This window comes from Curvivirga aplysinae (assembly GCF_009711445.1).
In the GTDB taxonomy this organism is placed as follows: Bacteria; Pseudomonadota; Alphaproteobacteria; order UBA8366; family Aestuariispiraceae; genus Curvivirga; species Curvivirga aplysinae.
The window spans coordinates 1-20742 of sequence record NZ_SMMC01000177.1 but is presented as its reverse complement, the minus strand read 5'-3'; the positions used below and the strand labels follow the sequence as shown (position 1 = coordinate 20742).

Sequence of the window (20742 nt, the reverse complement as noted above, 5' to 3'; positions counted from 1 at the left end):
AGTTACGATTATGGATTTATTTGTAGCGATTATGGTGAATGTTGCAGCGGCTTCTACCCCCTTGGTTTTCGCGGCAATGGGTGAATTAGTTGTTGAAAAGTCTGGTGTATTGAACCTTGGTGTTGAAGGCATGATGTTGATGGGGGCCATTGCAGGTTTTGCAGCAGGTTATGCTTCTGGCAGCATGTTAATCGGTATCATTGTCGCTGGAATTGCTGGTGGTCTCTTAGCATTGTTATTTGGTTTTTTAACTCAACATCTTTTAGCTAACCAAGTTGCAACAGGTTTGGCTTTAACGATCTTTGGAATTGGTATTTCAGCTATGGTTGGCCATTCTTTCGTTGGTATTTCTTTAGATCCTATTGCTAAAGGTATCCCGTTTTTGGAAGATATTCCTGTGATTGGAAAATTGTTCTTTGGGCACGATATTCTTGTCTATGCGTCTTTTGTTATGACAGCGCTTGTATTTTATTTCCTGTATAAAACCCGTGCAGGTCTGATTTTACGTGCGGTGGGTACAAACCATGATGCAGCGCATTCAATAGGCTATTCTGTAATTAAGATTCGTTACATGGCGATTGTTTTTGGCGGCGCAATGGCAGGTATTGGCGGTGCATATCTATCCATGGCCGTAAACCCGATGTGGGTTGAAGAAATGACTGCAGGCCGCGGCTGGATTGCGTTGGCGCTGGTTGTTTTTGCCACATGGCGTCCAGGACGTGTACTCGTAGGGGCTTATTTGTTTGGTGGAATTTCTATTCTACAGTTGAACTTACAGGCCATGGGTGTAACTATTGCACCGCAACTTTTAGCAATGCTTCCATATTTGGTAACGATTGCTGTATTGGTGATAATTTCAAGAGACAGTGGGCTGATGAAAAAACATGCCCCAGCTTGTTTAGGGAAGATTTTCCATGCGTCTTCTTAGGAAGGCGTATTGGAGTTTGATGGTCAAAATGTCTTGCCCATAGATATTTTGTGATAGAGTGAAGTAAGAAATTATTTCAGGGATATAAGGGAGAATATGATGTTCAAATCCGTATTGAAAAAAGCAGCTGGTGCGGTTGCTGTTGCAGCGGGTCTTGCTGCAATGTCTGCACAAGCTGCAGATGTTAAAGTTGGTTTCGTTTACATTGGCCCTCCGGGTGACCATGGCTGGACATATCAGCATGACCAAGGCCGTTTGGCTGTGGAAAAAGAATTAGGTGTTGAAACAACATTTGTTGAAAACGTACCAGAAGGCCCAGATGCGGAACGTGTGATCAACCAATTGGCTGCAACAGGCCATAACTTGATTTTCACAACTTCTTTTGGTTACATGAACCCGACTTTGAAAGCGGCGAAGCGTCATAAGAATGTTAAGTTTGAACATGCTACAGGCTATAAACAAGCAGCGAATGTTGCGACATATTCCGGTCGTTTCTATGAAGGCCGTTATGTGGTTGGTCACATCGCTGGTAAGATGACAAAATCCAACGTATTGGGTTACATTGCATCTTTCCCAATCCCAGAAGTTATTCGTGGTATTAACGCAACAATCCGTGGTGCACGTGCTGTAAACCCGGATGCAACAATCAAAGTTGTTTGGGTATCTTCTTGGTTTGATCCAGGTAAGGAATCTGATGCAGCTAAAACATTGATTGATCAGGGTGCAGATGTGATTTTGCAACATACAGACTCCCCAGCACCTGTGCAGGTTGCTGAAGAGCGTGGCGTATGGGCAGTTGGTCAAGCATCTGACATGCATAAATTCGGTGAAAAAGCGCATCTAACAGCAATTATCGATGACTGGGCACCTTATTACATTGAACGTACAAAAGCTGTCATGGACGGCACATGGACTGGTGGTGGCGACACATGGGGTGGCTTCAAAACTGGTATGGTTGTGATGGCTGATTACAATAAAGCAATTCCTGCTGATGTAGTTGAGCTCGCTGAATCTATCCGTAAAGGTATTATTGATGGTTCAGTTCATCCATTTGCAGGACCTGTTGTTAAACAAGACGGTACGGTTGCTGTACCTGCCGGTGAAACACCAGATGACGGCTTCTTGGCTGGCATGAACTTCTATGTTGAAGGTGTTGATGGCGAGATGCCTCAATAAGGTGGCCTGATACTTCAACTGAGTTGATTTGAAGATGGGCCGATCCAATATACGGATTGGCCCGTTTTCTTAATATTTAGGTTTTAAGAATATCCGTTTTTGAGAATTCCTTCATATCATCGGTGCGATTTTATGCAGAAATCCTTTGAAGCATTTGTTTGAAAAGGAATTTGTGACATGCAAACAGCTTCACAGAAAACAGTGCTGCGCGGCAGCTATGTAACATTTACAGGTAATCCTTTTGTTGAGGATGCGGCTTCTTGTTTTCGTCATGAAAGCGATGGTGCTATTATACTGAGTGATGGCAAGATCGAATCCGCTGGAAATGCCGAAATAGTCTTAGCGCATCTGTCCGGAGAATACGATCTTCATGATTATCGAGGCACAGATAAGTTAATTATGCCGGGGTTTATTGATACCCATGTCCATTACCCGCAAACACAAGTGATCGGCGCTTATGGGGCCCAACTTTTGGACTGGTTGAATAAATATACATTCCCTGCAGAAGGCGCGTTTGTTGATAAGAAACATGCTGATAAAGTTGCAGAAGTTTTTCTATCTGAATTAACAAAGGCTGGCACCACAACAGCTGCCATTTATTGTACGGTTCATCCTCAGTCCGTGGATGCTTTTTTTGAGGTATCTGAAAAATTTGGCACACGTATGATTGCGGGTAAAGTTTGCATGGATCGCCATGCGCCTGACTTCCTGACGGATACGCCACAATCTGCTTATGATAATAGTAAGTCGTTGATTGAAAAATGGCATAATAAAGGTCGCAACCTTTATGCAATCACACCTCGTTTCGCACCAACGTCAACGCATGAACAATTAGAAGCATTAGGCGCATTACGAAATGAGTTCCAAGATGTGTATGTTCAGTCACATCTGTCAGAAAATATGAAAGAGATTGAATGGGTGAAATCTCTTTTCCCGGAACGTGACGGATATTTGGATATTTATGATCACTACAACCTGACGGGCGCAAAATCTATCTATGGACATTGTATCCATATGGAAGATAGGGAATGGGCCAGCATGAAAGAGCGCGGCACGATTGCTGCCTTCTGTCCGACATCTAATCTCTATATCGGCAGTGGCCTATTTGACTTGGAACGTGCCACAATAGGGAAAGAGGCTGTCCCAACCACAATTGCATCTGATGTCGGTGGTGGGACATCCTTATCTATGCTGCAAACCATGCAAGAAGGCTATAAAATCGCCCAGATGAAGCATTTTTCACTCAGTGCTATCAGAGCATACTATCTTGCAACAAGAGGCGGGGCAGAAGCGCTTGGGTTGAGTGATAAGATTGGTTCTATTGAAACTGGCTTAGAAGCTGATCTGATTGTCATGGATTTAAAATCTACCCCGTTAATTGATTTCCGCATGGAAAATGTAGATAGCATCGAAGATGCGCTCTTTGTGCAAATGATTATGGGTGATGATCGTGCCATTCAGGCAACATATGCCAATGGGAAAAAGATTTATCATAAGTGATAATTTTCGGTAAATTATAACAAGAACAAGAAATATAAGGATTGGGATTATGCAACATTCAAAAGCAAGTGAGTTATTCGCAAAGCTTCCAAAAGCAGAATTACATCTTCATATTGAAGGTAGCTTTGAGCCTAAATTAATGTTTGAAATAGCACAGCGAAATCAAATTGAACTGCCTTATAAATCTGTTGAAGAAATTCGGGCAGCTTACGAATTTAATAGTCTGCAAGATTTCCTCGATATCTATTATGCGGGTATGTCCGTTCTACAACATACTCAGGATTATTATGACCTAACCATGGCATATCTTAAAAAATCCCACGCAGATAATGTAAAGCATGTTGAGATATTCTTTGATCCACAAGGTCATACAGAGCGCGGTGTTCCGTTTGAAACGGTGATAACAGGTATTCACTCTGCATTAGAAGATGGGCAAGCAAAGTTTGGTATTAGCTTTAAATTAATTATGAGCTATCTGCGTCATCTGTCTGAAGAAGACGCTTTCAAGACATGGGAAGAGGCTCAGCATCATTTATCTATCATTGATGGCATTGGTTTGGATTCTTCTGAAGTAGGTCATCCACCTTCCAAATTTAAAAATGTTTTCGCGGAAGCTAAAGCAAAAGGGTTGAAGCTTGTTGCCCATGCAGGCGAAGAAGGGCCGCCTGAATATGTTTATGAAGCATTGGACATTCTTGAGATTGACCGTGTCGATCATGGTAACCGGTCTTTGGAAGATACTGATTTGGTACAACGCCTGGTTCATGAACAAAAAACATTGACTGTTTGCCCGTTATCTAATCTGAAATTATGCGTGGTCTCCGATATGAAGGATCATCCATTACGCAAGATGTTGGAAATGGGGTTAGCTGCGACAATTAACTCTGATGATCCGTCATATTTTGGTGGATATATGAATGCCAACTTCAATGCGGTTGATAAAGCATTGGATTTAACGTTGGAAGAAACAGTTTTGTTGGCCCGTAATAGTGTGACAGGAAGCTTTGCTGAATTGGATCGTCAAAAAGAATTACTTCAGGAAATCGAAGCTATTTCTGCGCCATACTTGCATAATGTTTAGATTCCCTTGCTATTGTGCTGGGCTCTTATCTTAATCAAACACTAATCCTACTTGTTATAACTAGAAAAAGTCCGGCTAAAAACAAGTGAAGATTTTCTTTTATGCAAGACATATAATCATTCCCATGGAACGGGATGGCTTATCCGTTCTACGAGAAAATCAATGAATACGCGCAGCTTAGGCGGGACATGCTTGCCTTGTGGGTATAGTGCTGCAACCACATTATCCTGTGGTACATATTCTTCTAAGAAAGGTATAAGTTCACCTGATTTGATGTGCTCTCCGACTTCCCATTGAGACTTCATCACAATGCCACAACCTGATAAAGCCCAGTCCAGTAATACATCACTATTGTTGGTGTCTAAATCACCTTTCACAGCTAAAAAATGAGAAACGCCATCTTCCACTAGGCGCCACTTAAATTGTCGTGATCCGGGAAAGCGAAGCAACAAACAGTTATGATCTAACAAGTCCTGAGGGATTTTTGGTGTCCCATGTTTTTCCAAATATTCTGGGCTTGCACATATGTAGCGATGGTCTTTCGCTAATTTTCGCGCCATTAAACTTGAATCTTCCATACGTCCGACACGTATCGCTAAATCAAATCCGTCTTCAACCAGATTAACCAGGCTTTCGGTGAGATGAAGGCGCGGCTCAACTTCTGGATAAGCTTTCACAAAATCGGGAATAAGAGGCGCCAAATAGCGACGGCCAAATGACACAGGTGCTGTGATTTTTAAAAGACCACTCGGATTTTCACGAGATTCAGTGAGTGCTTGTTCTGCTTTTTCGACTTCTTCCAAGATGCGCAGACAATGACCGTAATAAATTTCGCCTTCTTCGGTCGTATGTACTTTGCGTGTTGTCCTGTTTAAGAGCCTAACACCTAAACGTGCTTCTAGGCGTTGTAAACGATGACTAACAACCGCTGGGGACATGCGTAATTCCCGACCCGCTGCAGAAAGGCTGCCTTGATCCACCACGCGAACATAAACTACAAGATCAGAAATATCAGTCATTGGCAATTGTCTAATTTATTTTGAAAGAGAATAAAGAGTTTAAAGTATTTTTTGTTTAAACATTTTTTGGCATACTATGTCCAGTAATAAGGGGAGTAGTCACGCATCTTATTTTTAAGATTGCGCCTATTGCTATGTCTCCACAAAAATAACAAATAAACTCATATCCATGTTACGTATGGAAAACTGACTCGGTTCAGTTAGGGGAAATATATGTTTGATATCAATTACGCTGAATGGGCTAATATGTTGGTTCGTTGGCTGCATATCACAGCGGGGATCGCTTGGATCGGATCCTCGTTCTATTTCGTTTTTGCAGATGCAAGTCTTGAGCCTGATGAAAACTTACCGAAAAAAGCACATGGTGAAACATGGCAAGTTCATGGTGGTGGTTTCTATCACATTGTAAAATACTTAGTTGCACCCGACCGTATGCCAGAAAGGCTTCATTGGTTTAAATATGAAGCCTATTTTACTTGGATTTCTGGCTTTGGTATGTTGGCCGTGGTTTATTACTGGGGCGCGGAAGCTTTTTTAATTGATAAAGAAGTCATGGACTTAACAGCCCCGCAAGCCATCTTCTTAAGTATTGTCGGTCTGATAGCTGGCTGGGTTGGTTATGACAGCCTTTGCCGTTCAAAACTTGGAGACAATCTGGGACTGTTATTGGTCTTGGTATTTGCCTTTGCTATCTTTGCAGCTTGGATTTTTGGTGAAATATTTTCTGGTCGTGCAGCTTTTATCCATGCTGGCGCTTTGATTGGTTCTATCATGGTGGGTAACGTTTTCTTCATCATTATTCCGAACCAGAAAAAAGTCGTGAAGATGTTAATGAATGGAGAAACACCAGACGCCTATTATGGTAAAGTGGCGAAGCAACGTTCCATGCATAACAGCTATCTAACCATGCCTGTCTTGCTGACGATGATTTCCAATCATTATGCGTTTCTTTACGGTGGTGAATATGCTTGGATTGTCTTTGCCTTTATCCTCGTGATTGGGGCCTTGATACGTCACTATTACATTACCGGCCATCAAGGTGTCACAGCATGGTGGCGCACATGGCTTTATCCTGCGGCAGGTGCATTAACTGTAATTCTTGTAATGTGGCTGTCCTACAGTCCTGCTCAACAAATTGCAGATGGCGGTGAAGAAATTGATGTGAAACAGGCTTTTACTCTTGTGAAGACGCATTGTTCTAGTTGCCATTCTTCTTTACCAACTCACGAAGACTGGGATGAAGCGCCGATTGGCGTTGTTTTGGATGATTTAAACCAGATGCGTGCGATGGGAGACAAAATCTATTCCCAAGCTGTGGTTGGAACAAATATGCCACTTGGTAATGAAACTGGTATGACAAAAGAAGATCGTGAATTACTTGGTCGATGGATCAAGGCGGGTTTGCCCGGATTAGAAGAATAAGCAATCTTAATGTTAGTCGTTAAAGCCCCTATATTCAGGGGCTTTTTCTTTTCAGGCTTTCTTTTTTATAGCTGAACCCTTTATACTCCGATAAATTTTTTCGGGGTTCCAGTGTTAGATTTCCTACTTCAACGCAAAGTTATTTTTCGACTAATAGCCTTATTCATCGCCATGATATTACTGGTGATGGTATATGGTGTTGCGCGTCAAATATATTGGACCTCGGAATTTAATCGAGCTTCAGATCGAACCGCTCTTTATACGTCTACACTTATTTCTGCGCTGGAACGATACCAGCATTTGCCGCATATTTTGGCTCGTGATCATCATGTGATAGCAGGATTGCAACAAGGTGGTGCTCAAGTCCTAAATTTACGTTTGGAAAGCTTTGCCAAACAAGCGCAGGTAGATGCGCTTTACATCATGAACACCGAAGGATTGACGATTGCCTCTTCCAATTGGCGAGAAAGTCCAACATTCCTTGGTAAAAACTATGGTTTTCGACCTTATTTCAAGGCGGCTTTAGAAGGCGGGAGAGGGGAGTTCTTTGCGATTGGTGTAACAACAGGAACACCGGGTTATTTTGTAGGTGAACCTATCCGTGACCTAGAAGGGGTGATGTTAGGGGTGATGGCCATGAAAGTGGATTTGAGCCCATTAACTAAATCTTGGGCAGAGGGAGGTGAAAAACTTTTCGTTGCGAATGATGATGGGATTGTTGTGCTTTCTTCAGATGAAAGTTGGAACTATAGGTCCATTCAACCACTGACATCTGAGGCAAAAGAGGTTATCCGCGCAGAGAAACAATTTGTTGGGAAAGCATTAGACCCTCTTGATGTTCAAATGTTGGGGGATCACGAATTGATCTTGGGGCAGGTGGAATATTTACATCAGATTTCAGATATCCCCTATTTGCGTTGGCAGTTGCATTATTTGGCTGATAAAAAACTTGTCATTCAAGGAAGTCAAACGGCAACTATGATTGCCTTTATTTTCTTAAGCATTTTATTAGCAGTATATTTGGTGTTGCGTTCTGAACGAATTAAAAGAGAGTTACGAGCTTCCGAAGAAGATAGCCGATCCTTGCGGGCTCTAAACTATAAATTAGAACAACAGATTGAAGAACGCCAACGCGCGGAAACTCGTTTGGATCGTGCACAAGCAGAATTGCGTAAGACGAGTAAAATGGCTGCTTTAGGGCAGTTAGCTGCATCCGTTTCTCATGAGCTTGGACAACCTATATCAGCGATGCAAAACTATCTTGCTTGGGCGGATTTACCAGATAACAAAATGGATGATGAAACCCGTGATGTGATGCAACGATTAAAGCGGGTCGTTGGACGTATGGGGGAAATCACCAAGCAGCTTAAATTCTTTGCCCGACCCGGTGGGAATAGTTTGCAGGATGTAACCTTACAGGATGTGATTTCCGGCGTGAAAGAAATCATGTCTGCGGATATCCATACAGCAGATGTAAGCTTGACTGTCGATGTGCCTGAAGAACAAGTGAAAGTGCGTGGGGATCGATTACGTCTTGAACAAGTTCTGATTAACCTCATACGAAATAGTATTGATGCGATGCGTGAAAATGGTGGGCAGTCCATCGATATCACTTTAACGCATGAAGGCGAGCTTGCTATGGTAAATGTACTAGATCGTGGACCAGGCCTTCCAGAGGAATTAGCGGATCAACTGTTTGAATCCTTCGTAACGACCAAAGCTTCTGGTGAAGGTATGGGGCTAGGACTTGCCATTTCTGCCTCGATCGTAGAAGACCATGGTGGGGAACTCAAGGCGCGCAGTAGAAAGACAGGCGGTGCAGAATTCTCCATGCGTATTCCAGTGTTGTTAGAAGACCAAAGATAAGAGGTTTAGATATCTAGATGGCGGAAGAAAAATATAAAGTTGCTGTTGTGGATGATGACCGTGAAATGCGCGAATCTCTTGAACATTTTCTGGGCAAGGCAGGTTTTGATGTAGAGGCTTTTCCTACAGCACGACTGGCATTAGATGGTTTGTCAGCGACCTTACCGGATGTCTTAGTGACCGATATGCGTATGCCGGGCATGAGTGGTTTTGAGTTGTTGGATGAAATTAAAAAGCGCAACGTTGATCTGCCCGTTGTACTAATCTCGGCTCATGGTGATGTGCCTATGGCAGTAGAAGCCATGCAAAAAGGGGCTTATACTTTCCTTGAAAAACCTTTTGATCCTGCACGTCTTGCAAGGGTGTTACAGCACGGCGCGGAAGCGCATCGTCTTTCTATTGAAAATTCTAATCTTCGTCAAAAAGTGTCTCAGCTTTCCGGTTTGGATCATGTCCTTTTAGGGGATAGTGGACTGATGCATGAATTGAAAGACGACATCCGGAATGTTGCGGATACCGAAGCCACAATTATGGTGTTAGGTGAAACAGGTACAGGTAAGGAAGTTGTCGCCAGATCAATTCATGATCTTAGCCCTCGTGTCTCTGGTCCCTTTGTGGCTGTTAATTGTGCGGCCATTCCAGAGAACTTGTTTGAAGCAAGTATGTTTGGTCATGTTGAAGGTGCCTTCACTGGGGCTACATCTGCCTCAAAAGGATATTTTGCATCCGCAAATGGTGGAACGCTATTTCTGGATGAATTAGGGGCTTGTCCATTAGATCAACAGGCAAAGTTGTTACGTGCATTGGAAAACCGAGAAGTAATGCCCGTGGGATCTACAAAGGCCGAAAAAATAGATATTCGGGTTGTTTCAGCGACTAATGAAAATTTGGAAGGAGCGGTACAGGAAGGTCGTTTCCGCGAAGATTTGTTTTATCGTTTAAATACATTGATTTTGGAATTACCGCCACTTCGCACAATCAAAGAAGATATTGTTTTGATCTTTACGCATTTCTTAACGGAATATGCTGCGACTTATGGAACGATGGTACCAACATTAACCGCAGACGATGTTGCAACATTACAGGGGCATGATTGGCCAGGGAATGTCCGTGAATTACGTCAGGTAGCGGAACGCCGTGTGCTTGCTAATCGTCGCGGTAAAGGAACCGTAGCTGAAGCCCTGTCATATTCGTCGGCACAACCTGATGAACCTGAAACACTTAGGGATGCAATGAATGCATTTGAACGTCAGTTGATTGTGAAGGCCATGGAAAATCATTCGGGGGATATGGAAACTGTTGCATCCTCCTTAAGTATTGGGCGCAGAACCCTGAATGAGAAACTAGTGAAATACGATATTAATCGAACTGACTATTTATAAAAATTCTATCTCCTTGCTGAAATCTGCAAGCTGGAATCGAGGCTGCTTGCGGATTTCCGCAAGGGCGTTGCAATATTAACTGTGATCTTTTCTTTAAGGGTGAATTTTAAGTATCATAATTATTTGAAATATAATGATTAATTTTTAATTCGATAAATATTGCGATGCACAATAAAAATTGGCATTTATTATGCCTAAAGTATCATAGTTCTGTGATCAGCGAGAAGTTGTGAACAGATTGATAGGGGAGATCGGATAATAGTTTATACCGATCCAGTTGAACAAAATAGGGACTTCAAAATGCTAAACAAAAAATTGAAAGTTTTGACATTGGCAGCAGTTACATTTGCTTTCAGTGCAGAAGCAATGGCAACAGAGTGGAATGTATCTTTATGGGGTAAACGTCGCGCGTTTACCGAACATGTTGAAAAATTGGCTGAATTGGTGTCTGAGAAAACCAACGGCGAATTCACATTGAATATTTCTTATGGTGGTTTATCCAAAAATAAAGAAAATTTGGACGGTATTTCTATTGGTGCGTTCGAAATGGCGCAATTCTGTGCTGGTTATCACCGTGACAAAAACCCAACAATCACAGTTATGGAGCTTCCATTCTTAGGCGTTGAGAACTTGGATCAGGAAGCGGCAATTGCAAAAGCGGTTTATGCGCATCCTGCTGTTAAGAAAGATTTGGCGCGCTGGAATGCGACGATCTTGATGCCGACACCAATGCCACAATATAACTTGGCAGGTGTAGGTGCAGCACCAAGCACATTAGCTGATTTTGAAGGTATGCGTGTTCGTGCGACAGGCGGTGTTGGTAAAGCGATGAAAGCTGTTGGTGGTGTGCCGACATCTATGACTGCAACAGAGGTCTATAACGCTCTAGAATCTGGCGTAGTAACTGGTGTTGCTTTTGCGCCTCACGCGCATATGGCGTTCCGTACAGTTGATATTGCTGAATGGTGGACAACGAACTTGAACCCAGGCACAGTAAATTGCCCGGTTGTTGCAAATACAGATGCATTAGAAGCGCTATCTGATGATCATCGCGACGCTTTGATGTCTTCTTTGGATGAAGCTGTGACATATTATATTGCCAACTATAACGGCAAAACAATGGATGCATGGGGTCCTAAGTTGGACGAAAAAGGTATCGCTCGTGTTACATTCACAGATGCGGAGCTTGCAAAGTTTAAAGAAACTGTAGCTGGTCCAGCAAAAGACGCTTGGATCAAAGACATGTCTGCAAAAGGTATTCCTGCTCAGGAATTATATGACCTAGTAGCAGGCATGGTTGCGAAGTAAGGCTTCCAACACTTTGGGAGGTCGCAATAGATCACGGCGACCTCCCTTTTTTATTTCTTTAAAGTTTTTATGAGAGGGGAACTCTCATGGCGGGAACGTCAATGGTGCATGAGGATAGCTCTACCCTTAGTAAGCTAGACCGCACATTATTTAATATTGAAAGCAAATTAGCCTTGGCAGGTGGTTTGGTTATTCTAGCCTTAATGCTGTTGGCTGTGGCGCAAATTATCGGACGTAAGTTATTCAACCTTCCTGTACCGGGTTTTATCGATTGGGTTGAACAAGCTATGGCAGTTTTTGCCTTTTTAGGAGTTGCTTATTGTCACCGTCTAGGCGGTCATATTCGCATGGATATCCTTGTAGGTCGCTTGAAAGGGCGCGCATTATGGGTGGCTGAACTTGTTTCTACCCTTGTGATGTTATTCCTGACCATGGCACTGACTTATGGGTCTTGGCTACATTTCATGCGAGCCTTTACCAATGGGGATAGTTCCATCGATATTGCACTACCTTTATGGCCTGCAAAGTTTATGGTGCCGTTGGCTTTATCTATTTTGTCATTACGTTTGGTTATTCATACATGGGGATATATTCGTGCGGTTATTTCCGGTGAAGATGAACCAATCGCCGTACCATTGATTGAAGATGCAGCAACTCAGGCAGCACATGAAGCAGAATCGGTTTCTGGCGCGAGTGTGGATGAAAAAGAGGAGAAAGCATAATGGACGCTTTTGAAATTGGTCTATGGCTTTCTGGCCTTCTAGTTGTCTTGGTATTAGTCGGGGTACGTGTGGCCTTTGCAGCTGCTTTTATCGGCTTTATGGGGCTAGTTGCGATTTTTGCGCAGAAATATGGTATCGAAAAAGGGTTCCTGATTGCCATGAAAATGGCGGGAACTATTCCGCATTCTAAAGCGACCACTTATGCCTTAAGTTTGATCCCGACCTTTATTTTGATCGGTTATCTTGCATATTACGCAGGCTTAACCCGTGCTTTGTTTGAAGCCGCAAAACGTTGGGTTGGTTGGTTGCCGGGCGGCCTTGGTGTGGCAACAGTATTTGCGACGGCTGGTTTTGCGGCTGTGTCTGGTGCATCTGTAGCGACTTCCGCTGTCTTTGCCCGTATCGCTATTCCAGAAATGTTAAAGCTTGGCTATGATAAACGCTTTGCTGCAGGTGTAGTTGCAGCTGGGGGAACCTTGGCAAGTTTGATTCCACCATCTGCGATCTTAGTGATCTATGCAATTATCGTTGAGCAATCTGTTGGACAGCTTCTATTAGCTGGTTTCTTGCCGGGCGTAGTGTCTGCCTTGATCTATGGTGGTTTGGTCGTCTTTATGGCGAAGACGCGTAAAGATTTAGGGCCACCAGTAACAGGTTTTACATGGAGCGAACGCTTTAGTTCTTTACCTGGCGCAATGCCGATCTTCGCTGTGGTTGCGATTATTATCTTCTGTATCTATGGCGGATGGGGGACACCAACTGAGGCTGGAGCCTTAGGTGCATTTGTTGTCCTTGTGATGGCTTTGTTTAAAGGCATGAAATGGGGTGACTTGAAAGGCGCGTTACTTGAATCCGCAAAGCTGACTGTAATGATCTTCACTATCATCTGGGGGGTGTTGCTTTATGTACGTTTCCTAGGTTTTGCAGACTTGCCGGGTGAATTTGCCATATGGATCAGTGGTTTGGATCAACCACCAATCGTTACCTTATTGATGATTCTGGCCGCCTATGCGGTTTTGGGTATGTTTATGGATGCGATTGGGATGTTGTTATTAACCTTGCCAGTTGTCTTCCCTGCCGTTGTAGCGCTTGGTTATGATCCAATCTGGTTTGGTATTATTGTGGTGAAAATGGCAGAGCTATGCTTGATTACACCGCCTATTGGATTAAACTGTTTCGTGGTAGCTGGTGTACGGCCAGATATATCGGTTCAGGATGTATTCCGTGGGGCATCGCCATTCTTTATCGCCGATGTCATTACGGTGGCTGTGTTAATTGCCTTCCCGCAAATTGTATTGTGGTTACCAAATTTGGTGTTAGGAAATTAAGCACAGATTAATTACTTAAAAGAACAGCCCGATGGAATATTTCTCTCGGGCTTTTTTCTGTTTAATTTTCAAGTTTATGAAAATGGTCGTCAAATTTTGAGGTGTCCACAAAATGAAGAGGTTCTAATCTATCCAGATTTAATAGATAGTCCTTATGTTCCTGCATGACCTTTTCACGATCTTCCTGACTGATATAGGGAATATGCCAGCCAATAAAGGGCGGAAGTACGTCAAAACCGACATAGCCTAATGAGCCACGCAACAGCGGTTTTAACATATCTTCCAAATTGCCATGGATACTATCATCCCCATCAAACATATGCGTTTGGCCACCAAGGGTCAGATTAACCAGAGCTTTCTTACCTTTCATCCCGGCTTTGTCATAGATACGCAAGCCACCATAACAAAGACCAGATACAAAGACGCGATCAATCCAGCCTTTCATGATCGCAGGCATAGAGAACCAGAAGAGCGGGAAGTTGAGAACTAACAAATCGCACCATTGTAATTTCGCAATCTCTGCCTGAATGTCAGGGGCTAAGCTGTCAGTTTTGAAACCATTGCGTTGTTCTAGTGCATATACCAGATAATCTTCGTTTTTAGGCGCACTGAAGTCTTCGCTGGACGCCACAGGGTTCCAATTCATCTCATAAAGGTCCGACACTTTAATTTCATGCCCGGCGGCTTCAAATGTTTCTATCGTTTGCCGTGCCATGGCTGCATTAAAGGATTGCGGTTCCGGATGGGCGCATACCATAAAGACTTTCATTGTGACTACCCCGTCGTAAATTCTTCAATATTAATTGGCTCAACTTTATGTGAATTGACTAAAACGAGCTAGCTTTTAATCTGCGCTAAAGTGATATTTTTATAAGGGCTTAGTCACATGTTACGTCATCTGTCATTCTTGTTGATTGTTGTTGCTTCGATCAATTCTTCATCAGCTTGGGCGGAGCCTGTAAAGTTAAAAGCAGATGAGATTTTTTCCCTTTTGAATGGTCAAAAGATAAAAGGGGAATGGAATGGTATGCCTTATACCCAGCATTTTTATACCAATGGCGTGACTGTTTATATTTCGGGCGATCAAAATGGTACACGATCTGAACATGGGAAATGGCAAGTAAATAAGTATAAAAATGCATATGAAAGTTCTTGGGGAAGTCCACGTTGGTCTGCATATGATGTGATGCGTGATGGGGATAAATATTACTGGTCCGATATTGTTGGCACCCTACGTGAATTTCGTGTGGTCGGTGACTAACACTTTGCAATTATGATCATTTCCTTCATAGTGATGCCGAAATAGTATATATCTTGGGGAAGGGAATAAGCGTGAATTTACAAGAAAAGAGCGATGCGGAAATCCTAGCGATTGTTGATCCGATGATGGACAATATTGTGTCCTCGTCTATTGATTTTGACTATGAGGCACATATTCGAGACTTTAGTGATAGGATCAAAACACATATTTCGAAAGAAGGCTTCCAGAAAGTTTGTGAAGAATGTCAAGCTGACTTGGGTTTGTTTGAAGGGCGTGATCTTGTTCGTATCTTCCGTCGACCAGATTCAATTGCTGTCATCTGGACTCAAAATTTTAGTAAATGTAGCGGTGATTACGTAGCGGAGATGGTTGTTAAAGAAGAAAACGACACGATCAAAATTGATCATATTTCTATTTTTTGAGGAATGTGATGATGTCCCGTATTGTATTTTGCTTTTTTGTAGTAATGGGAGTTATGTTTTTCCCAAAGTTTGCAACTGCCTTTTGGGGAGAAGATAAAGCCTGTATAGAATTAGTCGCACATCCAGACGACCCTGCAACAAGCATAGAAGGGGTAGAGTTTGAGGATATCAATGTGGCACAGGCGATGTATAAATGCCTTGATGAATTGCAAGAGGATCCCAGTAATCCTCAATTACAATACTTGGTAGCTCGTGTGCATTGGCGCTTAGAAAACTTATATGAAGTAAAAAAATATCTAACGATGTCTGCTGCTGCAGGATATGAATATGCACGCATTGCATTAATAATTTATTATTTTGAGCAGGAAGTTTCTTCTATTGAAGGCAATTTGCAGTTACAACGATATATTGAAGAATACTACTCCACTAACCCAAAATTTTTTAGTGCTGTGCGCAGGTATGCAGATTTTTTAAGTAGCTTATATGTTTCGCAAAATTGTGACGTAGCTGCATTAAAAATGCGTGAAATATTTGATTTGGAAAAAGTGAAAAAAGAAATTGATAAGGGATTTGATTATATTACTGATGAAATACTTATGTCGCATATTCCGGATCACGAAACGTCCATATGCCATGCAGAACAAGCATATATAAAAAAAGTATTGGCAGATATTCGATCTTGGTATGATAAGCAGCAACTTTCAAACAACTTGAATGAAAGATTCATGTCCGCCTATCTGCGTTATGAAGGGGTAGGTGGGAGAGAAGAGTTTTCAGCTGCACAAACTATTTTATTGGAACTGGCAAAAGATGGATATGTGCAGGCAATGGCAGTTATTGCACGAGATTCAACAGATGGAGAGTTAATTGCAAATCTGTTTCATGGATACTCTGGTGAGGCAGGTTGTTTGTATTCTCTATGGCTCATTAACGCAGCACAAACTGGTAATGAACAGCGAGAAGCTATAGCCTATGTAGAAGATAGTGCTGAAGAATTTTGCCCAGATGCAATGAGGTTAATGATAAGTTTATCTATGAATAATTTAATTAAGAGAAAACCTTATGGATTTGAAGCAAAGCGAGTTTCTTTGGAACGGTTGGAACGATATGCCTCATTTGAAATAGCGGGGGCTCAATATTCATTAGGCTTGCTTTATCAGCATGGTGACTATGTTGATAAGGATATTGCTCGTGCCAGATATTGGTATTCAAAGGCAGCACCCAGATATGATAAAGCAAGCAGTCGATTGACAACGTTACCATAGGTATTTGATCGTTATTTTCACAAAATAATTGATCAAGCCGCCCTTTAAATTACTCATTTGGAACATTATTTCGAGTGAAACAATCGAATTCAAACGACGAGGATGGAAATGACTCAAGATAATAATTACGAACCACCAAAGGTATGGAAATGGGATGCTGCAAGTGGTGGTGAATGGGCGAGTATCAATCGTCCGATTTCTGGTGCAACCCATGAAGCCGACTTACAACAGGGCAAGCATAACCTGCAGCTTCATTCTTTAGGCACGCCAAATGGTCAAAAAGTAACCATTATGCTGGAAGAATTATTGGAAGCTGGTGTAAAAGAAGCTGAATATGATGCCTATTTGATCAATATTGGTGAAGGGGCGCAATTCTCCTCCGGCTTTGTGGAATTAAATCCAAATTCTAAAATTCCGGTTCTTTATGATGTGGAAATTGGACAGCGCGTTTTTGAAACAAGTTCTATCCTGCATTATCTGGCAGAAAAGTTTGGTAAGTTTTTACCAACTGACCCTGCTAAGCGGGCAGAGGTGATGAACTGGTTATTTTGGTCACATGGCTCTGCGCCATTTGTTGGTGGTGGCTTTGGTCATTTCTATTTCTATGCACCAGAGAAAATCGAATATGCGATTGACCGTTATACAATGGAAACCAAACGTCTTTTGGATGTGTTAGACAAGCAATTAGCGAATAATAAGTATATAGCGGGAGACGAATATACCATTGCCGATATGGGTGCATGGCCTTGGTATGGCAATCTTGTATTGCATAATTCCTATGAGGCGTCTGAATTCTTGCAGGTAGATGACTATAAAAATGTTCAACGCTGGGCGAAAGAAATTTTAGCGCGTCCAGCCGTTCAACGTGGACGTATTGTTAATAAGTCCGGTGAGGGCAATTTGCCAGAACGTCATGATGCTTCGGATTTTGATAACTTGTAGTTATCTAAGATAGCTATGAAGTTAAAAAGCCCCGCATATTATTGCGGGGCTTTTTGTTTAGGGAGTAGCTTTACCTTGAAGGATATAGCTTAGGTTTTCTTCGGTAAGTTTGATTAGTTGTTTTGTATTCAGATCACGTGCAATAAGTGCCATTGTACTGGTTCCATAGATAAAAATCATAAGGGTTTTGGCTGTTTCTTCAGGGGAAAGAGTGAGGACGATTTTTTCTTGTTCTGAGGCCTCCTTGAGGATGGAAGTTAATCCATCAAGAAATACTCCTTCAGATTTTTCGATGATTTTTGCGATATTTTTATTTCTTGTGCCTTCAGCAAAAATCTCTGTTGAGAGAATATTATCTGGTCGATGACAGGCTTCTTTGATGACCTCAGTAATAAATTCAAATAGAGATTTTTTGAAGTTTTTTGATGCGCGTAAAACTTCAAAATAGGCGTTTACCTCCCGCTGTTCTTGTTCCGCAATAGCCTGAATTATTTCATCTTTGCCTTTGAAATAATGGTACAACGCCCCGGGGCTTGTCTTTGCGGCTTTACAAATTTCAGCCATCCCGGTCTGGTGAAAACCATGTTTTCTAAAACATCCAATTGCAGCTTTTAAGATAGCTTGAGTTTTAGCTTCACGCTTCTTTGGATCAACAGTTCTCATATAAAAATCTCCTATGTTCAGTTGACATTAGCATGAGTCGATCTAAATATAAATAGAACGTTCATTCTATTAATGAGGATTTTGAACAATGGATCTTGAGAATGCTTTAAATGAATATCGTTATTTGCTGGAATATGCAGATATCTTTTCCTTATTCGTGATTGCCTTAATGTTTGCGGAAATTGGATGGGATATTTTTAAGAAAACAGGCAGGGGGTGGAAGGAAACAGCCGCAAATTTTGCCATTGCACTTGGAAATATTGCGATTGATCGCATTACCTATGGCTTGGTGTTTATTATCGGACTGGTTCTAATTGCGCCTTATGCATTTTTTGACATCCCCGTGAATATATGGAGTTGGATTGCCGCCATTATTGTTGCGGATTTAACTTATTATTGGATGCATCGGTTGGAACATGAAATCAGGGCTTTATGGACCTATCACAGTGTCCATCACTCTTCGCATGAATTTAACTTGTCCACGGGCCTTCGATTGGCATGGTGGGAGAGTTTGGTGGAATGGATATTCTTTATCCCAATGGTGTTGATCGGATTTGATCTTATCCAAGTTCTTGTCGGTGTGGTTTTTGTCGTGACCTATCAAGGTTGGATACATACGGAGAAGATTGGCAAGTTAGGTTGGCTAGAAGGTATTCTTAATACCCCGTCAGTTCATCGTGTGCATCATGGGACGAATAGAGATTACATCGATAAGAATTATGGGGGGATTTTGATTATATGGGATCGTCTATTTGGTACATATCAGGCTGAAGAGGAAAAGGTAAAATATGGCGTGTTGCCGCAAATAGGAACATCTAACCCCATTAAGATCAATTTTTACGAATTGGGGAAATTATCCAAAGATATATGGAGAGCAAAAACTTGGCGAGATAGGTTACGTATTCTGATTAATCCTCCGGGATGGATGTCTTAAGTTTTTGTAACTATTTGAAAGATGGTACGTAATTAATTTATTTTTCGGGGTTGAGTTTGTTCATAAGAAAAACTATCTCCTGTTGTGAGTTCGAATATATTCGTTCAGATATAGATAATACTGACAAATATATTCTTTAATGACTTATATATCGGGGGAAATAATGAAGATTAATTTACTTATCAGCTCAATGATTTACGTTTTCTTGTTTTTATCAGGGGCATCTGCTTTTGCTTCCGAAAATGTTGATCATTGTGAAAAGCAAGATTTTATAAATCGTGTTTCAGCTTATGAACATTGCTTGGTATTGGATACCTATCAATCGCCAAATTTTTCTTCAGAACCTACCTTGATTGTGTTTGTACATGGTGATTATTTAAAAAACCGTGGGGGGCGATCCTTAAAGGGGATGCGCAGTGTATTGCCTAAGGTGGAGCAGAAAAATGTAGCTCTGGTCGCATTGACACGTCCCGGCTATCAAAATGAAAAAGAACAATCTAGTGGGAATCATTACTATTACGAAGGCGATGCCTATCGTGACCATACCGTGCGTGCTGTATCTCATGCTATTTTGAAATTAAAAGACTATTATGAAGCAAGTAGATTGGTTGTTATTGGTCATTCTGGCGGGGCCAGTATCTTGGGGTTAGGTATGGGGATTGTTGATGGTTTTGCACCGGATACGGCCATTTTGATCGGCGGCAACTTCTATGTGGAAGAATGGGCAGAGCATATGAATATCACTGCGTGGTATCAAGGGCGTGGTCTCTCTGCACACCAACATATTGAGAGTATTCATTCAAAGATCAAAATACTTGCTGTTACTGGCGCCAACGATGAGGTTGCTTTGCCTGTTTATGGGGAGAAGTATGTAGATGCATTACAAAAACTTGGCAAAAATGCATCTTTCCAATCAATTACGGGCTATGGTCATAATGATATTCTGCGGAACCGGGATATGTGGAATAGCTTCAATGAGGATATATTTGTCCCATAATAAGGTTAATAAACATATCGACTTAACATATGAATGCTCATAACGCAGAAACCGATAAGCACAGATAGCATTACCAAGAGTAAGGTATATCGGTGAAAAGCAGTTTCAACGGGGGATTTGATAGATCTTATTTCTTGAAACAGGTTTGAAAAACTTTCGGATATCTTGACAATTTTCTTACGTTCCAGCGATTGCAGAAGATGATAGACAAATATCACATAGCCAAAGATAGTTGTTGTGACGGTGGAGATAATGATTAACCAAGGGGCGATACCATAAAGGCGATCGGGGGAATATTCACAAAAAACAATAATCGTGAGAAGTATAAAAACGCCCATGGCAAGGGCTTTCCACTGACTTGTTTTTTGAAAACGAATAGAGAGCGCTGATTCATTATACATCATCAACAATTCTGCATGACTACGATCATCTAACTCACTTGGTATTAACTCAAGTTCATCTTCCTCATCGCGTTCAAATGCTTCAGACATAATCTGCCTCCCCCATATATAATATACTGAAAGTC

General features: G+C 41.8%; 20 protein-coding genes. 16 read left to right on the top strand and 4 right to left on the bottom strand.

What is annotated here, in order from left to right; translation table 11 throughout:
• The first annotated feature begins 10 nt into the window (after positions 1–10).
• The 4 genes from E1160_RS09020 to E1160_RS09005 all read left to right on the top strand — a co-directional run bounded on the left by E1160_RS09020 (position 11) and on the right by E1160_RS09005 (position 4685).
• Positions 11–928, top strand: a complete 918-nt coding sequence (locus E1160_RS09020; protein ID WP_155154822.1) for an ABC transporter permease — start codon at positions 11–13, stop codon at positions 926–928.
• A gap of 99 nt (positions 929–1027) precedes the next feature.
• On the top strand, positions 1028–2104 hold the full coding sequence (locus E1160_RS09015) for a BMP family ABC transporter substrate-binding protein (protein WP_155154821.1): 1077 nt from the start codon (positions 1028–1030) through the stop codon (positions 2102–2104).
• A 177-nt stretch (positions 2105–2281) separates the two neighbouring features.
• Positions 2282–3604, top strand: a complete 1323-nt coding sequence (gene guaD, locus E1160_RS09010; protein ID WP_155154820.1) for a guanine deaminase — start codon at positions 2282–2284, stop codon at positions 3602–3604.
• A gap of 49 nt (positions 3605–3653) precedes the next feature.
• Positions 3654–4685 (top strand): adenosine deaminase, encoded by a 1032-nt coding sequence (locus E1160_RS09005; RefSeq protein ID WP_155154819.1) that lies wholly within the window; start codon positions 3654–3656, stop codon positions 4683–4685.
• A 116-nt stretch (positions 4686–4801) separates the two neighbouring features.
• Here E1160_RS09005 and E1160_RS09000 read toward each other — a convergent pair whose 3' ends face one another.
• Positions 4802–5704 (bottom strand): LysR family transcriptional regulator, encoded by a 903-nt coding sequence (locus tag E1160_RS09000; protein ID WP_155154818.1) that lies wholly within the window; start codon positions 5702–5704, stop codon positions 4802–4804.
• Positions 5705–5917: 213 nt separating this feature from the next.
• On the opposite strand from E1160_RS09000, the gene E1160_RS08995 reads away from it, so the two are divergent.
• The 6 genes from E1160_RS08995 to E1160_RS08970 all read left to right on the top strand — a co-directional run bounded on the left by E1160_RS08995 (position 5918) and on the right by E1160_RS08970 (position 13732).
• A complete protein-coding gene (locus E1160_RS08995) occupies positions 5918–7126 on the top strand; it encodes a urate hydroxylase PuuD (RefSeq protein ID WP_155154817.1) in 1209 nt (402 codons plus the stop codon).
• A 111-nt stretch (positions 7127–7237) separates the two neighbouring features.
• Positions 7238–8992 (top strand): sensor histidine kinase, encoded by a 1755-nt coding sequence (locus tag E1160_RS08990; protein ID WP_155154816.1) that lies wholly within the window; start codon positions 7238–7240, stop codon positions 8990–8992.
• Between the two features lie 17 nt (positions 8993–9009).
• Positions 9010–10374, top strand: coding sequence for a sigma-54-dependent transcriptional regulator (locus tag E1160_RS08985; RefSeq protein ID WP_155154815.1), 1365 nt, complete (start codon positions 9010–9012; stop codon positions 10372–10374).
• A gap of 300 nt (positions 10375–10674) precedes the next feature.
• Positions 10675–11682 carry a C4-dicarboxylate TRAP transporter substrate-binding protein gene (locus E1160_RS08980; RefSeq protein ID WP_155154814.1) on the top strand — a complete coding sequence of 336 codons (1008 nt, stop codon included), beginning with the start codon at positions 10675–10677 and terminating at the stop codon, positions 11680–11682.
• Between the two features lie 86 nt (positions 11683–11768).
• The gene (locus E1160_RS08975) at positions 11769–12404 is read left to right on the top strand and encodes a TRAP transporter small permease subunit (RefSeq protein ID WP_155154813.1); all 636 of its coding nucleotides are present in this window, start codon (positions 11769–11771) and stop codon (positions 12402–12404) included.
• A complete protein-coding gene (locus tag E1160_RS08970; protein WP_155154812.1) occupies positions 12404–13732 on the top strand; it encodes a TRAP transporter large permease in 1329 nt (442 codons plus the stop codon). Before E1160_RS08975 ends, E1160_RS08970 begins: the two co-directional genes overlap by 1 nt.
• A 61-nt stretch (positions 13733–13793) precedes the next feature.
• Here E1160_RS08970 and E1160_RS08965 read toward each other — a convergent pair whose 3' ends face one another.
• A complete protein-coding gene (locus E1160_RS08965) occupies positions 13794–14501 on the bottom strand; it encodes an NAD(P)H-dependent oxidoreductase (RefSeq protein WP_155154811.1) in 708 nt (235 codons plus the stop codon).
• Between the two features lie 117 nt (positions 14502–14618).
• On the opposite strand from E1160_RS08965, the gene E1160_RS08960 reads away from it, so the two are divergent.
• From E1160_RS08960 to yghU, 4 genes are all read left to right on the top strand, one after another.
• Positions 14619–14993 carry a hypothetical protein gene (locus E1160_RS08960; RefSeq protein ID WP_155154810.1) on the top strand — a complete coding sequence of 125 codons (375 nt, stop codon included), beginning with the start codon at positions 14619–14621 and terminating at the stop codon, positions 14991–14993.
• Positions 14994–15064: 71 nt separating this feature from the next.
• On the top strand, positions 15065–15415 hold the full coding sequence (locus E1160_RS08955; RefSeq protein ID WP_155154809.1) for a hypothetical protein: 351 nt from the start codon (positions 15065–15067) through the stop codon (positions 15413–15415).
• Positions 15416–15426: 11 nt separating this feature from the next.
• Complete coding sequence (locus tag E1160_RS08950; RefSeq protein ID WP_218048808.1) at positions 15427–16680, top strand: SEL1-like repeat protein; 1254 nt, start codon at positions 15427–15429, stop codon at positions 16678–16680.
• A gap of 108 nt (positions 16681–16788) precedes the next feature.
• Positions 16789–17622 carry a glutathione-dependent disulfide-bond oxidoreductase gene (yghU, locus tag E1160_RS08945; RefSeq protein ID WP_155154807.1) on the top strand — a complete coding sequence of 278 codons (834 nt, stop codon included), beginning with the start codon at positions 16789–16791 and terminating at the stop codon, positions 17620–17622.
• A gap of 57 nt (positions 17623–17679) precedes the next feature.
• On the opposite strand, the gene E1160_RS08940 is transcribed toward yghU, so the two are convergent.
• Positions 17680–18285, bottom strand: a complete 606-nt coding sequence (locus E1160_RS08940; RefSeq protein ID WP_155154806.1) for a TetR/AcrR family transcriptional regulator — start codon at positions 18283–18285, stop codon at positions 17680–17682.
• 88 nt (positions 18286–18373) lie between these two features.
• On the opposite strand from E1160_RS08940, the gene E1160_RS08935 reads away from it, so the two are divergent.
• Positions 18374–19219 (top strand): sterol desaturase family protein, encoded by an 846-nt coding sequence (locus tag E1160_RS08935; protein WP_155154805.1) that lies wholly within the window; start codon positions 18374–18376, stop codon positions 19217–19219.
• Positions 19220–19382: 163 nt separating this feature from the next.
• Positions 19383–20216 (top strand): alpha/beta hydrolase family protein, encoded by an 834-nt coding sequence (locus E1160_RS08930; protein ID WP_218048807.1) that lies wholly within the window; start codon positions 19383–19385, stop codon positions 20214–20216.
• Positions 20217–20221: 5 nt separating this feature from the next.
• Here E1160_RS08930 and E1160_RS08925 read toward each other — a convergent pair whose 3' ends face one another.
• The gene (locus tag E1160_RS08925) at positions 20222–20707 is read right to left on the bottom strand and encodes a hypothetical protein (protein WP_155154803.1); all 486 of its coding nucleotides are present in this window, start codon (positions 20705–20707) and stop codon (positions 20222–20224) included.
• Positions 20708–20742: the final 35 nt, after the last annotated feature.

What these genes read in the sequence shown, in the direction of transcription:
- E1160_RS09020 (WP_155154822.1), top strand. Translation starts at nt 11, where the DNA reads ATGGATTTATTTGTAGCGATTATGGTGAATGTTGCAGCGGCTTCTACC.
- E1160_RS09015 (WP_155154821.1), top strand. Translation starts at nt 1,028, where the DNA reads ATGTTCAAATCCGTATTGAAAAAAGCAGCTGGTGCGGTTGCTGTTGCA.
- guaD (WP_155154820.1), top strand. Translation starts at nt 2,282, where the DNA reads ATGCAAACAGCTTCACAGAAAACAGTGCTGCGCGGCAGCTATGTAACA.
- E1160_RS09005 (WP_155154819.1), top strand. Translation starts at nt 3,654, where the DNA reads ATGCAACATTCAAAAGCAAGTGAGTTATTCGCAAAGCTTCCAAAAGCA.
- E1160_RS09000 (WP_155154818.1), bottom strand. Translation starts at nt 5,704, where the DNA reads ATGACTGATATTTCTGATCTTGTAGTTTATGTTCGCGTGGTGGATCAA.
- E1160_RS08995 (WP_155154817.1), top strand. Translation starts at nt 5,918, where the DNA reads ATGTTTGATATCAATTACGCTGAATGGGCTAATATGTTGGTTCGTTGG.
- E1160_RS08985 (WP_155154815.1), top strand. Translation starts at nt 9,010, where the DNA reads ATGGCGGAAGAAAAATATAAAGTTGCTGTTGTGGATGATGACCGTGAA.
- E1160_RS08980 (WP_155154814.1), top strand. Translation starts at nt 10,675, where the DNA reads ATGCTAAACAAAAAATTGAAAGTTTTGACATTGGCAGCAGTTACATTT.
- E1160_RS08975 (WP_155154813.1), top strand. Translation starts at nt 11,769, where the DNA reads ATGGCGGGAACGTCAATGGTGCATGAGGATAGCTCTACCCTTAGTAAG.
- E1160_RS08970 (WP_155154812.1), top strand. Translation starts at nt 12,404, where the DNA reads ATGGACGCTTTTGAAATTGGTCTATGGCTTTCTGGCCTTCTAGTTGTC.
- E1160_RS08965 (WP_155154811.1), bottom strand. Translation starts at nt 14,501, where the DNA reads ATGAAAGTCTTTATGGTATGCGCCCATCCGGAACCGCAATCCTTTAAT.
- E1160_RS08960 (WP_155154810.1), top strand. Translation starts at nt 14,619, where the DNA reads ATGTTACGTCATCTGTCATTCTTGTTGATTGTTGTTGCTTCGATCAAT.
- E1160_RS08950 (WP_218048808.1), top strand. Translation starts at nt 15,427, where the DNA reads ATGTCCCGTATTGTATTTTGCTTTTTTGTAGTAATGGGAGTTATGTTT.
- yghU (WP_155154807.1), top strand. Translation starts at nt 16,789, where the DNA reads ATGACTCAAGATAATAATTACGAACCACCAAAGGTATGGAAATGGGAT.
- E1160_RS08940 (WP_155154806.1), bottom strand. Translation starts at nt 18,285, where the DNA reads ATGAGAACTGTTGATCCAAAGAAGCGTGAAGCTAAAACTCAAGCTATC.
- E1160_RS08935 (WP_155154805.1), top strand. Translation starts at nt 18,374, where the DNA reads ATGGATCTTGAGAATGCTTTAAATGAATATCGTTATTTGCTGGAATAT.
- E1160_RS08930 (WP_218048807.1), top strand. Translation starts at nt 19,383, where the DNA reads ATGAAGATTAATTTACTTATCAGCTCAATGATTTACGTTTTCTTGTTT.
- E1160_RS08925 (WP_155154803.1), bottom strand. Translation starts at nt 20,707, where the DNA reads ATGTCTGAAGCATTTGAACGCGATGAGGAAGATGAACTTGAGTTAATA.